The sequence below is a fragment of the Bacillus sp. FSL M7-0307 genome (assembly GCF_038627835.1).
In the GTDB taxonomy this organism is placed as follows: domain Bacteria; phylum Bacillota; class Bacilli; order Bacillales; family Bacillaceae; genus Bacillus; species Bacillus altitudinis.
On record NZ_CP152023.1, the window covers coordinates 266,854 to 280,884 of the forward strand.

Sequence of the window (14,031 nt, forward strand, 5' to 3'; positions counted from 1 at the left end):
TGAGTGTTCGTAAAACTTAGTATGATGATCATAAGGATAAGCCATTGTGAATGAACTTCTTAATTCCATGAAATTCAGCTTATCCCTTTAAAATAAAGAGATTAAATGGGTTGTTTCCTAATTTATTGATATTCGTTCTTGTTTATGTTCGTTGTTTACAATAGACACACGCTAGATTTATCTTGATCAGGTGAAGCCTTGAAGAAAGAGAAACTTCCTGTATGAAAATTTATAGGGACGTTGAGTGTGAAAAGTTGCAAAAGATACCTCTTGTCACATCATACTATGTATTGTATAGTATAAATGGTTAGGAGTTGTAATCATGAATGCACAATTAAAAAAAGGTTTACTTGAATTCTGTGTACTGGCAGTTTTAAAGAAAGGCGATTCCTATGGTTATCAAATGATTAAAGATATGTCCCATTGTATTGAGATTTCAGAATCGACATTATATCCAATATTAAAGCGGTTAGAACAAAACAATTATGTGGAGACCTATTCACAGGAACATAGCAGTCGATTAAGAAAATACTACCGGATGACAAAGAACGGACGGGAGCATATCGCGCAGTTCTTAGCGGAATGGGATCAAGTGATGGCGATTTACGACTTTATTTCTGGAGGACAGAGCAATGAATAAAAAAGAATTTTTAGCCAGCTTGGAGAAGCATCTGCATCGTCTAGGCGAAAAAGAAAGTGATCGGTTCATCGAGTATTACGATGAAATGATCGAGGACTATCAGGAAGATGGCTACAGTGAACAGGAGGCAGTTCATCAAGTCGGTCAGCCTGCCATCATCGCTGAAGGGATTATGAAGGAACAAGGAATCAAAACCGTTCAGGTGCCGACGTTTGGAGAAAAAGCCACAAGGCTCTCCATCCTCATTTTGGGCTTTCCGTTATGGGGCAGTATTCTAGCAACAGTCTTCCTGCTGTTTCTTTCTGTGTATATGGTGATTTGGTGCATTCCACTCGTGACAGGTACAATGACGCTAGTTGGTCTGCTCGGCGGTTTTTGGAGCATCATTGGTTCTCCGTTTATCTTTCAAGACGGTTTGCATGTGGTGGTGACGCAGATCGGAGTTGGTATTCTTCTATTAGGTGTCGGATTATTAAGCGGCATAGCCACGGCGTATTTGACAAAGCTATTTGTGCAAGGGACTGTTCAAACCACTAAGGCATTCATGGGAATGTTTAAAAAGAAGGTCGTGAGAGTATGAACGTGAATGATTTAAAAAAGCAATGCATCAAATGGGGGATCATCTTCACCGTTGTTGGAGGCATGATCATGGCAATTGGTTTTGGACTTTCAGGCTTTGACCTAGATGCATATCAAAACAATGACCAGAACAATGTGTTCCGCACGATCAATTGGAGCAAGCCATAAATGAAAGACCCGCTTATGCGGGTCTCAGCGTGTAGACAAACCCTCGCATTCGGTGTCAGTCCTGCGCTTCGGTGCTCACGAATGTCAAATTCGCTCCGCGCCGGTACTCGTCTTTCCTAGAATTCAAAGGTTTTCTATCACGCTGAAAAGAAGACAAAGGGCTAAAATCAAGTTCATTTTAGCCCTTTGTCAACAATCTGCGACCCGCTTATGCGGGTCTTTTTTTCGCTCTGGCAACAAAGAAAAAATAACAACAGAGTGCGCCAAGGTCACAGAGCATAATAATCAGCCCCATTGGAAAGGCAGTCTGGCTACCAGCTAAGCCGACAAGTGGTGTCATGCAAGCGCCTAGCAGCATTTGCGCCACACCGATGAGGGCAGCGGCACTTCCAGCATGTGCGCCGTGATGCTGCATCGCAAGAGACGGTGCAGAGGTGCCGACAATCCCAACGCTTGAGACCACAAAAAAGAGCGGAATGAGAATGCCATACAATCCTGCATCAATAGAGATCATCACACACAAGGTGACGCCCCCTAAAGCAGCTGTCAGCAGCCCAATGCGAAGAACTTTCTCCTCACCAATTTTCGCAGCAACGCGGGCAAATACTTGTCCGGCTGTGATGATGCCAAGACTATTCACCGCAAAGGCAGCGCTGAAGCCCTGCGGAGAAAGGTTGAAAATCTCCTGCAATACAAACGGTGATCCAGAGATATACGCAAACATGGCGGCGAAGACAAGTCCTTGTGAGAGAGCATATCCGACAAAGAGTCGATCGCTCGCTAGAATTTTCATCGCACCTAGGATCTGTTTGAAGCCTCCAGTCTGTCTGCGTTCCGCAGGTAAGCTTTCTTTCAATGAAAACATCGATCTTAGGAGCATGAGCGCCCCGAGGATTCCTAGCAGAACAAACACACCCTGCCACGTCGTGAACCGTAACATTTGTCCGCCTACGATCGGTGCCGCTGCTGGAGCCACTCCGTTGACTAACATGAGCAAAGCAAAGAATTTCGTCATTTCTGAGCCTTCATAATGATCTCGCACGATGGCTCGTGCGATGACAATGCCTGCTGAACCAGCAAGTCCTTGAATCAGTCTTAAAAGAATGAATGTCCAAATTGATGTGACAACTGTACATAAAAGAGAGGCCGCAATAAAAATGATCAATCCAACCATCAGCGGCTTTCTTCTGCCAACTGTATCACTGATTGGACCTGCAATCAGCTGTCCAAGCGCAAGTCCAATCAAACAAGCCATGAGACTTAACTGAGACAGCGCCGTGCTTGCTTCAAAGTCACGGGCGATATTAGGTAAAGCAGGTAAATACATATCCATTGCCAGCGGTGCAAGGGCTGTTAAAGAGCCAAGAAGCGCGGCAAGGAGGAATCGATTTTTTTTCGATTCTTGGGGATAAGATAAAGAATTCATATGATGCCACTCCTCGTATACGTCCTCAAATCAGCATAATGAATCAAGCTTTCCATTTCAATCAAAATTTTCAAAGAAGTTTTCGTGCAAAATCATTGATCTTTCGAAGGAGACTCTTTACATTGAATGAGTAGAGAAAAGAATCAGATCATCGGCATGCAGTGATTGCATGATACGTATATCCATTCATAGACAAACAGGAGGTGCTGGCATGGAGCAACAAGAGTTGATCATTCGTCAAGCGGTGAGTGAAGATCATGAGGCGATCACACATGTGCTGATCAAATCATACGCACAGTATGAGCCTCAATTTACAGAGGAAGGCTGGCAAAATTATTCTGCAGCGCTGCGAGCGGCTGTAGATAACCCAAACATGGAGTTGATGCTCGTGGCCGAGCTTGAGGGCAAGGTCGTGGGGACCCTTCAAATGTTTCGATCATCAGAACAGGCATATGACAAGCCGGAGATGGGCATTACTTCAGCGATTGTCCGGTTTTTAGGGGTAGATCCTGATGTGAGAGGAAAAGGCATTGCAGAGTCATTGTTGCGTAAAAGTATAGAACTAACGCAATCGTGGGGCGAGAACGTCCTGTACCTTCATACGTCGGATAAAATGCAGGCCGCCATTCGTTTATATGAAAGAATGGGCTTTGAACGGGCACTTGATAAAGAATTTGTGAATCAAAATGGGACGCATGTGAAGAGCTATCAGTATGTGATTAAAAAAGAACAGCCGGCTGGCTCATAACATACATCGAATAAGAAGAGGAAGAGTATGTCCTGCATGGACGGGACTCTTCCTTTTTCTCATGACACCCATACGTTCAGTGCCATATATGAAAAGCACCAAGAGATTAACCCGAACATGACAAAGAATTTCAACACATGTTCATAAGGGGTTAGCTTTCGATCTCTTTTCGTTTTCACAAGCCGCCAGTAAAGGGCATAGCCACAAAAAACCAAGATGATTTGTCCGAGTTCTGCTACGGTTTCGATGATTGTGATTCCGTTCATTTGTTTTCACCTCACCATTTGTCTTCCATAGGCAGCAGCAGTGAACCTTTATTTCTTCAAAAGAAAGCAGTGTATACTAGAATAAGAAGTAGATGCAGAAGGGGTTGTGACCGATTGTTTCCGCTATATGCAAATTCTTGGGATGACGTCATTGAGAGAAAAATCAAATACGATGATCAGGTTGTGGAACATACGTGTCAGCTGTTAGACGCACAGGAGCAGCAAGTCGTGTTGTTTCATAAAATTCAAGAACCATTTACAATGGTTGCTGGTGATGGCACTGTCACGATTCCAAAAGGGAGTTATACGACCGCCTATTATTGGACGGACCGACCTTACAATGTCTATTTTTGGCGGGATGATCAAGGCAATGAACTTGGCTCTTATTTAAATATCGTCAGACATACGCGATTTGAAGAACGGGCGGTTGTTTTTAAAGATTTATTGATTGATCTTCTCGTTCTTCCGAATGGTGATTTCTTTGTTTTGGATGAAGATGAACTGCCGGAGAGTTTAGCTTCCTTTGAACACGGCTCTGTTCAACGAGCACTACATGATGTCATCCATTCGTTAGCGCACATTCTCGATCAAGTGAGGCTGGATGCGAAAGGGAAATATCCTCACACCTTGTTTCAGAAGATGTTGAAATAGAAAAAACGATTCCTTTCAGCAAGGAATCGTTTTTTATCAAACCTTGATCCGGTTTAGTCGTTTTTGTAAATCAGTTTTTGTTTTAGATGCTTTTAGTTGTTTGACCGCACTTTGAGCGGTTGCTTTTGTTTTCTTTGTTCGTTTGGCTTCGGCTTTTTTGACTTTTTGTTTGGCATCCGTCACTTTCTTTTGATAGGCGACTTGTTTTTTGACTTTGTCGAGCCGGTTTTGCAGGCTTGTTTTTTCTTTGCCTTTGGATAGCTTTTTAATGGCCGTTTGAGCACTTTTAATCGAGCCTTGGGTTTTACTTTTTTCAGCTGATTTGACCTTCGCTCGTGCGTCACGAATATCAATGGCTGTTTGGACTTTTTTGACTCGGTCAGTGAGTGCGGTTTTTTGCTTGCTGGCAGTGAGTCTGCCAATTTTCGTTTTGGCTTGATCAACATCTGTCTGTTTTTTAGATGTTTCGGCTGTCTTGACTGCGCTTGTCGCAGCTTTTAAAAAGGTTGACTGCGGCACATATTGCACGCGGCCATAGCCGAATTGTGGATCTTTTCCTTTTGCGCCAAGATCCACTGTATAGCTTCGCAATAAAGTGCGGAGCTGAACATTTGTTTTCTTAGGATGTAGCTGTTTTAACAGCGCCAGCATCCCTGTGACATGCGGTGCCGCTTGTGATGTACCCGTTGCATACCAATATTCATTTTTCAAATAGGTACTGATGACGTTCTCGCCGGGAGCGGAAAATTCAATTCCTTTCCCCGTATTAGAGATGGAGGCGAGTTTGTCTTTGTCAGTCGTTGCGGAAACAGCAATGACGCTATTGTATGCGGCAGGATAACTAATACCATTCTTCTTTCCATCATTTCCACTTGCAGCAACGACCAGCAGTCCTTTTTTGTATGCCTCATCAACTGCTGAACGTAAAATCGGAATGTTATCTTCAAAAGCTAGACTTAGGTTGATGATGTCCATCTTATTGCTAATCGCCCAATCAATGCCTCGGAGCAGACTGTATAAGTCGCCCTCTCCTTTTTTATCTAATACTTTTACAGCATACAGCTTCACACCAGAAGCGACACCGACCGTACCGTAATCATTATTGAGCGCCCCAATTGTACCGGCGACATGTGTTCCATGTCCTTCATCGTCTTTGTAAGAAGACGTGTAATCGACGAATGATTTACCGCCGGCCACCTTTAAATCTTCATGTGGGAAAATGCCAGTATCGAGAACGGCTACTTTCACATTTTTCCCTGTCACACCTTCTTTGATTGCTTGCTTTACATTGAGCTTCTGCAAGTTATAAGATTTTTGTACCAAAGCATCCTGACCAGTAGCAGCAGCCGTTTTTTTCACGGTAGCAGCAGCGAGTTTGACCCTAACGTTTTTTGAAACATAAGCGATGTTCGGGTCTTTTTTAAGTGAGGTGACAGCTTGCTCATCTGCTGTCACTGCTACAGCTGGAAGATGTATGTATTGAGCGTTCACTTTTTCACTTTCTTGAATAGCTGTTTGTTTTCCTTTTTGATTTTTATAGACGATGATGACATCTGTTTCTTTTGGTGGTGCAGCTGCCTGCGAATGGAAGGGCAAAGCAGTTGTCAAAGCAAGAAGAAACGCGATGACCACGACGATTTTCTTTTTCAAGGCAATGGCTCCTTGCATATGAGGTGACCTCCGTCTTTTTTTCTTTATTATATCGGAGAAATAAGATGGATGGTTAGAAGAATCATAGTCTAGAAAGAAAGTTTTTTTTCACATGTATCCCGAAATTGAATTTCATAGAATTCTAGTAGACAATAGAGAGATCATAATATGAGAAAGAAGGACATGCCGATGAATGTAAAAGAGTATATGACGTATGATGCGACGGGACTGGCATCACTTGTGCAGAAAAAGCAGGTCACGCCCGAAGAGCTTGTACAAGCTGCATTTACTAGATTGGAAGAAGTGAATCCAGTACTAAATGCGGTGATTCAGACAAGGCGAGATCAAGTGTTCAAAGACATGAAGTCACTAGATGCGGATCAGCCGTTTGCTGGTGTTCCGTTTGTGTTGAAAAATATATCGCAGGGGCTGGAGCATGAACCTTTGACGGCGGGTGCTTTGCTGTTAAAGGATGTAAAGGCGCAAACAGATTCCCACTTTGTCCGTCGATTGAAGCAGGCTGGGCTCCTCATGATCGGTCATACGAACACACCTGAATTCGGATTGAGAAATGTGACAGAACCCTTTTTATATGGTCCGACGAGAAACCCTTGGAATGCTGACTATTCTCCGGGCGGTTCAAGCGGCGGGACGGCAGCAGCTGTGGCAAGCGGCATCGTACCAGCGGGTGGAGCGAGTGATGGCGGAGGGTCTATTCGGATTCCGGCATCCTTTACTGGTTTATTTGGACTCAAGCCAACAAGGGGGAGAACACCGGTCGGCCCGGGTGCAGGAAGGCAGTGGCAAGGAGCTTCCATTGACTTTACGCTCACAAAAACAGTTCGAGACAGTGCAGCCCTGCTTGATTTGCTTCAAGTCATTCAGCCAGAGGCTGCGTTCCAAACGCCATTATATGACGGCAGCTATCAGGAGGATTTGGTGAAACGAACCTCTTCTATGCGAATTGCTTACAGTGTAGACTCTCCAGTAGGCACGAAGGTCAGTGAGGAAGCAAGGCAGGCAGTCTTGAACACAGTGAAATGGCTGAGTGAACAAGGGCATCAAATAGAGGAAGCGAAGCCGAACATTGATGGTGTCCATCTGATGCAGCAGTATTATGTCATGAACAGCGGTGAAATGTCTGCCTTATTTACCTCTCTGGCTCGTTCATTCGGGCGTCCGGTGAAGCCTGAGGAGACAGATATTGTGGCATGGGTACTGGCGGAAGCAGGAAAAAATGTGACAGCTGCTGCTTATACAGAAAGTCTTGATGCATGGGATATGGCCGCTGCAAAAATGGCCGCATTTCATCAAACCTACGATCTATATGTGACCCCAGCTACTGCCTATTCGGCTCCAAAGGTTGGCGAGCTGATGCATAACGATCAAGAAATCTCTGCATTGTTACGTGTGTCATCCCTTTCAATGCAAGCACAGCAGGATCTGATTTATGAAATGTTCCTCAAGAGTTTGACCTACACACCATTTACACAGCTGGCTAACCTAACCGGCCAGCCATCTATGAGTGTGCCAGTTCATCTCACAGAAGCAGGCATGCCTTTGGGCGTACAGGTGACAGCACCGAAAGGAAAAGAGGACTGGCTGCTCAGACTGGCGTCAGAAATAGAATCATCCTCATTATGGAAAGGAACGCATCCATTACTGAATCAATAATACAATGGCATCGACGTTGGTCTATGGAGGAAAGGAGTGTCACACGTGAGTACAAAGGACAAAATCATTCAAACGGCCGCACTTCTTTTACGTAAACAGGGGTATCATGCGACAGGGTTGAATCAAATCATTAGAGAGAGCGGCACGCCGAAAGGATCTCTTTATTATTACTTTCCAAATGGAAAAGAAGAGCTGGCCATAGCAGCCGTTGAATATATTAGTCAAAGGGTCATCGATCAAATTGAAGCAAGCTTTGCCTATTCTAATGACCCATATGTCGCCGTCGATCATTTTATGACAAATATCATTCGGGGTTTTATGGAGCAAGAAAGTGAAAGAGGGATACCGATTGTCTTACTGGCGGCTGAGTCAAAACCTGAACATACAAAACTTCATGCTGCATGCAAACAAGAAATGATCCGCTGGCAAGAGCTTGTCAAAGAAAAGCTGATGAATAGCGGATATGATGAAACAAAAGCGGATGAGCGGGCATCTCTCCTTCATTCAATGGTCATCGGCGGATTATCAATGACCACTGCATTAAAGCAAACGACTCCTTTAGAGCACGTAAAATGTTACCTTAGACACTTATTTATGCGAGAAGAGTAAAATCTCTCGCATATTGCCTATCTATTATATCAATTGGTCTATATAATAAAGATAGTCAATTAGTCATGAGGAGTGATGGGATGTCGGAGCAACCACAATCGATCAAGCAATCCGAAGGTACCTCTTTTTATACCGTGTCTGGTTCGGGGGAGCTGTATGGCCTGGAGAATCAGCTTGTACATGTGCTGGCAGAAGCAAATCAAACAAATCAACTGTTTGAGCTTGTCTTAATCACAGGTGGGAAAGGTGCTTACTTTCCGCTGCATTGTCATGAGACGCTATTTGAAACCATCTTTGTGCTGGAAGGGAAGCTGGAAGTGATACTGGACGGTAAAAAGTATATGGTGACGGCCTGTGATTATATTCATATTCCGCCCAAAACAATTCATGGCTATAGAATGCATAGTCACAAAACACGGTTTATTTCTTATACACTGGGCGGGCAAATGACAGATGTCTATCAGCAAATCGGAAAGAGGCTGTTGCAGAATGAATGGCCGATGACTGATCACCCATTTGATGCAGACAGCTTTCATCAGGCTGAAAAAGAAAGCGATATCATATTGATGCACGGCATTAGGGAGCTATCCAATACAACCAAGCCAGCTGTTTTGTTTCATAGTCAGCTCCCGCGCGCAGTGCAGCCATATGTGCTGGAGGCTGGTGAAGGAAAGCAATACATGGTCGAAGGTCAGCTTCATGAGCTGATTGCGACAACGGAAACAACAGGAGACGGATTTAGTTATTTTGTGATTGAAGGGACAAAGGGAAAAGGGTTACGTTCGCATTATCATGAAATGCATACAGAAGCACTTTATTGTGTTGAAGGCAGAATAAATCTTCAGTTAAACGGAGAAAATATTTGCTTGATGCCGGGGGATTTTGCCTATATTCCTCCGAATACCGTTCACTCGTATGAATTCGTGTCTCATTCAAATAAAATGTTGGTTTTGCTGCTGCCTGGCTATATTGAGCAAGTGTTTGAACAATTTGAAGAAGCACAAAGTCCAGGAATGTGCCCTTATTTTATACAGGAAGGGAACATGATGGAGGGTGGGGAGACCTCTACTCAGTATGATTTGGTGTTTGTCGAAGATAAATAGCTGTGTAACGCGTTACACAGCTTTGAATAAACAGCCTGTCGAATCAATCGGCGGGTTATTTTATTTCCCTTATGGAACAGCATCCCTATTTACATGCATGAACCCTCGCATTCGGTGTCAGTCCTGCGTGCTGGTGCTCATTAATGTCACATTCACTCCGCGCCAGTACGTGTCCTTCCTAGACTGCAAAGGTTTTCTATCACGCTAAAAGAAAACAAAGGGCTAAAATAAAGTTCATTTTAGCCCTTTGTCAAAAATCTGAGGCTTAGGATAATTCCTAAGCCTTTAATGTGCGCTCGTCCATCATTTTTTCGATTAATTCAAAAAATGTTTTTTTATCTTCTTCTGATAGGTGATTGAACAGTTGATTGACAAGCAGCTGACGATTGTCGATCATTTGTCTGGCGATTTGTTCACCTGATTCAGAGAGTGTAATCCATACCGTACGGCGGTCATTGTTATTTCTAGAGCGGATAATCAGCCCTTCATCTTCTAAGTGATTGAGAGCGGTTGTTGTTGCGGAGGGAGATAATGAAACTTCCTGCAGAATATTTTTCACAGTACATGATTGATGGCGGTAGATGATGCGTAAAATAAACCCTTTTACATTCGTGACGTTTTTGGGGATATTCTCTTCATCTATTCGTTTCGTCGCCTTTAAATACTTTGTCAGTGCATGGTCTAACAAACTTGCCTCTAGCTCGAAATGTTGCATTCTCCATACCTCTTTTCCTATTGCATTCGCATTTTCCGATCAATTACTAGGTCTATCTTATCATAATAAGCATCATCATTTAAACCAAAATGGAAGACGGCTATAAAATTACCTATATTATCAATTAATAAAAGGAACAATTCCAAAATGAAATGATTTTACTTTCACCTTTTTTTATTTTAGAATGTGAATGAGATAAAATCTGCCAATCCAATTCTCTGGAAATTGGCTATTGGACATCAAACGTTTGGAGATGAAGATATTGAATACTTTACAGGCATTACTAAACGACAGAATGGAACGCTCTTCACAAATTGAAGCGGTAACTGGCGGAGGTGTGTCTTATACATTTGAAGAATATGCAAAACGCATTGATCAGCTGGCGCATTACTTACATCGTAAAGGAATTCGAAAAGGTGACCGGGTTTGTTTTATTTGTCAAAACCATCATCACTTTTCTACGATTATGCTGGCAGCCATTAAAGCAGGTGCAGTCGCCGTACCGCTTAGCTGGCAGCTTACCTCTTTTGAGCTAGAAGGTATCTTGAAAAAAGCAGAGCCAAAAGCTTTATTTTTTGACCGTGAATTCCGTGACATCATTGCGGCAGTGAATGTGTCTTTAGAAGATTGTCTCATGGTGGAATCTGGTGTCAATGCGAAAACAACACAGCTGTTTGAAGACATATTGGCGTCTAATGATGGAAGTGATCTTGCTGAAGAGGTATCAGAAGAGGATTTGGCCATGATTTTATTCACTTCAGGTACAACAGGCAATCCAAAAGGTTGTATGGTCGGACATGGGCGAATCTATCAATTTTTAACAAGACAAGGGAACCGAGGATTTGATCTGAAAGGAAAACGATACTTGGCAAGTCATCCGCTGTATCATATGAGTTCAATTAATCACCTGATTGCAGCTGCAATTGAAGGGTATACGTTAGTCTTCTTACATGATGCAACGCCGAAACGCATTTTAGAAACAATTGAGAAAGAAAGAATTACGTTTATGATGGCTTTCCCATCAGCTTACACGTACATGCTAGAAGAAATGAAGCGCGGTTCTTACGATCTCTCATCTTTTGAAATTGCAATTTCTGGCGGTACGAAGGTACCGGTACGCTTAATTAAAGATTACAAAGAAGTAGGCATTCAGATGATGCATGGCTATGGAAGTACAGAAGCGTGGGTTGTGAGTGCGTGGCATCCAGCGATGGGCGAGGATAAAATGGGCTCTGCTGGTAAAGTGGATCCGGATGTAGAAGTCAAAATCGTGCATCCTGAGACAGAGGAGGCGCTGCCAGCTGGAGAAATTGGCGAGGTCGTCATGAGAAGCCCATTTTATTTCTTAGGCTACTATCATCAACCTGAAGCGACAGAGAAAGTGCTCAAAGATGGCTGGTTCCATATGGGGGATGCAGGCTATCTGGATGAAGACGGTTTTCTTTACATCACAGGGAGATACAAAGATGTAATTCTATACGGTGGGGATAATATTTATCCTGACCAAGTGGAAGAGGTCATTGATCAAATTCCAGGTGTAATTGAATCTGCTGTCATTGGGGTACCAGATGACTTATATGGTGAAGTACCAAGTGCGTATATCGTAAAAGACGAATCTGTCGATTTCTGCGAAGAAGATGTGTTGAATTACTGCAAGGAACGTTTAGCAGATTACAAAGTGCCATCCATTCATTTCACGCAGGATCTGCCAAAAAATAAACTTGGTAAAATCATGAAGAAAGATTTACGTGAATTGGTTGTGAATGCGTAGGACCTATTCTGCTATAATGAAATTTGAATGATTTTTTGTTTTTCTAACGTTTTGGAGGGAAAGGGTTTGCGACATATACTTCGTAAGAAACACATTCACGATTTGTTAGAACAGAGCAGACAGCAAAAGGTAAAGAAAACACTGGGCGGGCTCGATCTCACGCTCCTTGGCATAGGGGCTGTGATTGGGACGGGGGTCATGGTGTTAACCGGAATTACAGCAGCTAAGGATGCAGGACCGGCTGTTATTTTCTCCTTTGCGATCGCAGCGATTGTGTGCAGTTTAGCAGCACTCTGTTATGCAGAAATGGCTTCCGCGCTGCCTGTGTTCGGCAGTGCGTACATTTATTCATATACCACAATGGGTGAACTCGTAGGTCATCTCATGGGATGGACGTTATTATCTGTTTATATGCTGACTGCTTCAGCTGTAGCGAGTGGCTGGTCGAGTTATTTTAACAGCCTGCTGGAGGGGTTTGGAATCTCAATTCCACATCAATTTTTAGCTGGTCCAGAACAAGGCGGATATATGAATTTGCCAGCAATTATCATTGCTTTACTCATTGCGTGGATCCTATCTAGAGGAACGAAAGAAAGTAAAAAATTCAATAATATCATGGTGTTTGTGAAACTTGGCATTATTGTTCTTTTCATTGTAGTAGGTGGTTTTTATGTAGAGCCAGCCAATTGGCAGCCGTTCATGCCGTTTGGTACGGAAGGGATTATTGCTGGAGCCGCTGCTGTGTTTTTTGCCTTTTTAGGATTCGATGCCATTTCGGCTTCTGCAGAAGAGGTGAAAAATCCACAGCGGAACCTGCCAATTGGCATTATTGGTTCATTGCTCATTTGTACGATCATTTATATTGTCGTTTGTTTGGTCATGACAGGCATGGTGCACTATACGAAGTTGAATGTGACAGAGGCAATGTCTTATGTACTGCAAAGTGTCCATCAACATAGCGTGGCTGGTATTATTTCTGTCGGTGCTGTCATTGGATTGATGGCTGTGATTTTCGCCAATAATTATGCGGCAACTCGAATTGCTTTTGCGATGGGGCGGGACGGACTCTTGCCTAAAGTGTTTTCTAAAACAAACAAAAGTGATACACCTGTTGCAAGTATATGGGTGATTGGCGGGATGACAGCTGTTATTTCAGGGTTTATTGATTTGAAGGATCTGTCCAACCTAGCCAATATCGGTGCATTATTAACGTTTGCGATGGTGAGCTTATCCGTACTCATTTTGAGAAAGACACATAAACAGCTGGAAAGGGGATTCCGGGTTCCGTTTGTACCGGTTTTGCCAATTATCTCGATGGGGTGTTGTGTGTTTCTGATGCTCAATTTACCAGGCCGGACATGGCTGTACTTCGGGGTTTGGCTGATTATCGGTGTCGTCATGTACGCAGCGTATTCTAACAAACACAGTGAATTAGCGAAATCTGCTTGAGAAAAAGGTGCAAATCCGTTGACGATTTGTGCCTTTTTTCATACGATTTGGGATAAGCTATATAAGAGATAATGAACGGAACAAGAGGAGGATGAGGGAAATGATCAGCGTTAGTCCTTATATTGTCGTAGAAGATGTCAAAGAATCTCTTCAATATTATCAAGGAATTTTTGGCGGAGATATTCGTATCTTAAATGAACATCAAGACCGTGTATTGCATGCTGAGCTGCACCTTGGAGAATCACTGCTCCACTTTTCAGATACATTTGGTCGCACACCAAAACCGGAGAATCTTCGATTGATCATGCAGTTTGACAATGAGGAAGAGTTAAAGGCTGTATACGAGGCGCTTGAAGCTGATGGAGCTGTCCTTGTAGAATTACAGGATACGTTCTTTGGCGCACTTCATGGACAAGTACAAGATCGGAAGAATGGTTTGATATGGGTGCTGAATTATATGAAATAAAGACGTTTTGCGTGAAGACAAACCCTCGCATTCGTTGTCAGTAATCTGAGACCTTCACCCTTGTGAAGGTTTTTTTGTGAGTGTTTTTATTTTCTGAAAAATGGAAAATATGCTAT

At 43.2% G+C, this 14,031-nt stretch carries 15 protein-coding genes; 11 read left to right on the plus strand and 4 right to left on the minus strand.

The genetic code is table 11. The features are described 5' to 3' along the window. Positions 1-322: 322 nt before the first annotated feature. The 3 genes from MHI41_RS01470 to MHI41_RS01480 are packed head-to-tail and all read left to right on the plus strand — an operon-like array spanning position 323 to position 1,387. Entirely contained in the window at positions 323-640 is a 318-nt protein-coding gene (locus MHI41_RS01470) for a PadR family transcriptional regulator (RefSeq protein ID WP_342494462.1), read from the plus strand. Next, a complete protein-coding gene (locus tag MHI41_RS01475; RefSeq protein ID WP_017366536.1) occupies positions 633-1,220 on the plus strand; it encodes a DUF1700 domain-containing protein in 588 nt (195 codons plus the stop codon). Before MHI41_RS01470 ends, MHI41_RS01475 begins: the two co-directional genes overlap by 8 nt. Then, positions 1,217-1,387 carry a hypothetical protein gene (locus MHI41_RS01480; protein ID WP_170861584.1) on the plus strand — a complete coding sequence of 57 codons (171 nt, stop codon included), beginning with the start codon at positions 1,217-1,219 and terminating at the stop codon, positions 1,385-1,387. Before MHI41_RS01475 ends, MHI41_RS01480 begins: the two co-directional genes overlap by 4 nt. A 208-nt stretch (positions 1,388-1,595) precedes the next feature. Here the strand turns inward: MHI41_RS01480 and MHI41_RS01485 are convergent, their stop codons facing one another. Further along, positions 1,596-2,813 (minus strand): multidrug effflux MFS transporter, encoded by a 1,218-nt coding sequence (locus tag MHI41_RS01485; RefSeq protein WP_060832035.1) that lies wholly within the window; start codon positions 2,811-2,813, stop codon positions 1,596-1,598. Positions 2,814-3,024: 211 nt separating this feature from the next. On the opposite strand from MHI41_RS01485, the gene MHI41_RS01490 reads away from it, so the two are divergent. Further along, positions 3,025-3,561: a GNAT family N-acetyltransferase gene (locus MHI41_RS01490; protein WP_008342165.1), complete on the plus strand. Its 537-nt coding sequence runs from the start codon at positions 3,025-3,027 to the stop codon at positions 3,559-3,561. Between the two features lie 59 nt (positions 3,562-3,620). Here the strand turns inward: MHI41_RS01490 and MHI41_RS01495 are convergent, their stop codons facing one another. After that, a complete protein-coding gene (locus MHI41_RS01495) occupies positions 3,621-3,827 on the minus strand; it encodes a hypothetical protein (RefSeq protein ID WP_008342164.1) in 207 nt (68 codons plus the stop codon). Between the two features lie 114 nt (positions 3,828-3,941). On the opposite strand from MHI41_RS01495, the gene MHI41_RS01500 reads away from it, so the two are divergent. Then, entirely contained in the window at positions 3,942-4,478 is a 537-nt protein-coding gene (locus MHI41_RS01500; RefSeq protein WP_017366538.1) for a DUF402 domain-containing protein, read from the plus strand. A gap of 36 nt (positions 4,479-4,514) precedes the next feature. Here MHI41_RS01500 and MHI41_RS01505 read toward each other — a convergent pair whose 3' ends face one another. Continuing rightward, positions 4,515-6,128: a S8 family serine peptidase gene (locus MHI41_RS01505; RefSeq protein WP_342494463.1), complete on the minus strand. Its 1,614-nt coding sequence runs from the start codon at positions 6,126-6,128 to the stop codon at positions 4,515-4,517. Between the two features lie 189 nt (positions 6,129-6,317). On the opposite strand from MHI41_RS01505, the gene MHI41_RS01510 reads away from it, so the two are divergent. The 3 genes from MHI41_RS01510 (at position 6,318) to MHI41_RS01520 (ending at position 9,514) form a co-directional block, all read left to right on the plus strand. Next, on the plus strand, positions 6,318-7,802 hold the full coding sequence (locus MHI41_RS01510; RefSeq protein ID WP_282834056.1) for an amidase: 1,485 nt from the start codon (positions 6,318-6,320) through the stop codon (positions 7,800-7,802). Between the two features lie 45 nt (positions 7,803-7,847). Then, complete coding sequence (locus MHI41_RS01515; protein ID WP_272511962.1) at positions 7,848-8,411, plus strand: TetR/AcrR family transcriptional regulator; 564 nt, start codon at positions 7,848-7,850, stop codon at positions 8,409-8,411. An 80-nt stretch (positions 8,412-8,491) separates the two neighbouring features. Continuing rightward, positions 8,492-9,514, plus strand: a complete 1,023-nt coding sequence (locus MHI41_RS01520) for a quercetin 2,3-dioxygenase (protein WP_019743567.1) — start codon at positions 8,492-8,494, stop codon at positions 9,512-9,514. Positions 9,515-9,791: 277 nt separating this feature from the next. Here the strand turns inward: MHI41_RS01520 and MHI41_RS01525 are convergent, their stop codons facing one another. Further along, the gene (locus MHI41_RS01525) at positions 9,792-10,229 is read right to left on the minus strand and encodes a MarR family transcriptional regulator (protein WP_007498406.1); all 438 of its coding nucleotides are present in this window, start codon (positions 10,227-10,229) and stop codon (positions 9,792-9,794) included. 262 nt (positions 10,230-10,491) lie between these two features. Here MHI41_RS01525 and MHI41_RS01530 point away from each other — a divergent pair, with 262 nt between their 5' ends. The 3 genes from MHI41_RS01530 to MHI41_RS01540 all read left to right on the plus strand — a co-directional run bounded on the left by MHI41_RS01530 (position 10,492) and on the right by MHI41_RS01540 (position 13,915). Then, entirely contained in the window at positions 10,492-12,000 is a 1,509-nt protein-coding gene (locus MHI41_RS01530; RefSeq protein WP_251185525.1) for an AMP-binding protein, read from the plus strand. A 66-nt stretch (positions 12,001-12,066) separates the two neighbouring features. Further along, positions 12,067-13,449: an amino acid permease gene (locus MHI41_RS01535; protein ID WP_019743569.1), complete on the plus strand. Its 1,383-nt coding sequence runs from the start codon at positions 12,067-12,069 to the stop codon at positions 13,447-13,449. 100 nt (positions 13,450-13,549) lie between these two features. Further along, on the plus strand, positions 13,550-13,915 hold the full coding sequence (locus MHI41_RS01540) for a VOC family protein (RefSeq protein ID WP_251185524.1): 366 nt from the start codon (positions 13,550-13,552) through the stop codon (positions 13,913-13,915). Positions 13,916-14,031 lie beyond the last annotated feature (116 nt).

Excerpts from the sequence above, each read along its gene's own strand:
- MHI41_RS01470 (WP_342494462.1), top strand. The coding sequence starts at position 323 with ATGAATGCACAATTAAAAAAAGGTTTACTTGAATTCTGTGTACTGGCA.
- MHI41_RS01475 (WP_017366536.1), top strand. The coding sequence starts at position 633 with ATGAATAAAAAAGAATTTTTAGCCAGCTTGGAGAAGCATCTGCATCGT.
- MHI41_RS01480 (WP_170861584.1), top strand. The coding sequence starts at position 1,217 with ATGAACGTGAATGATTTAAAAAAGCAATGCATCAAATGGGGGATCATC.
- MHI41_RS01485 (WP_060832035.1), bottom strand. The coding sequence starts at position 2,813 with ATGAATTCTTTATCTTATCCCCAAGAATCGAAAAAAAATCGATTCCTC.
- MHI41_RS01490 (WP_008342165.1), top strand. The coding sequence starts at position 3,025 with ATGGAGCAACAAGAGTTGATCATTCGTCAAGCGGTGAGTGAAGATCAT.
- MHI41_RS01495 (WP_008342164.1), bottom strand. The coding sequence starts at position 3,827 with ATGAACGGAATCACAATCATCGAAACCGTAGCAGAACTCGGACAAATC.
- MHI41_RS01510 (WP_282834056.1), top strand. The coding sequence starts at position 6,318 with ATGAATGTAAAAGAGTATATGACGTATGATGCGACGGGACTGGCATCA.
- MHI41_RS01520 (WP_019743567.1), top strand. The coding sequence starts at position 8,492 with ATGTCGGAGCAACCACAATCGATCAAGCAATCCGAAGGTACCTCTTTT.
- MHI41_RS01525 (WP_007498406.1), bottom strand. The coding sequence starts at position 10,229 with ATGCAACATTTCGAGCTAGAGGCAAGTTTGTTAGACCATGCACTGACA.
- MHI41_RS01540 (WP_251185524.1), top strand. The coding sequence starts at position 13,550 with ATGATCAGCGTTAGTCCTTATATTGTCGTAGAAGATGTCAAAGAATCT.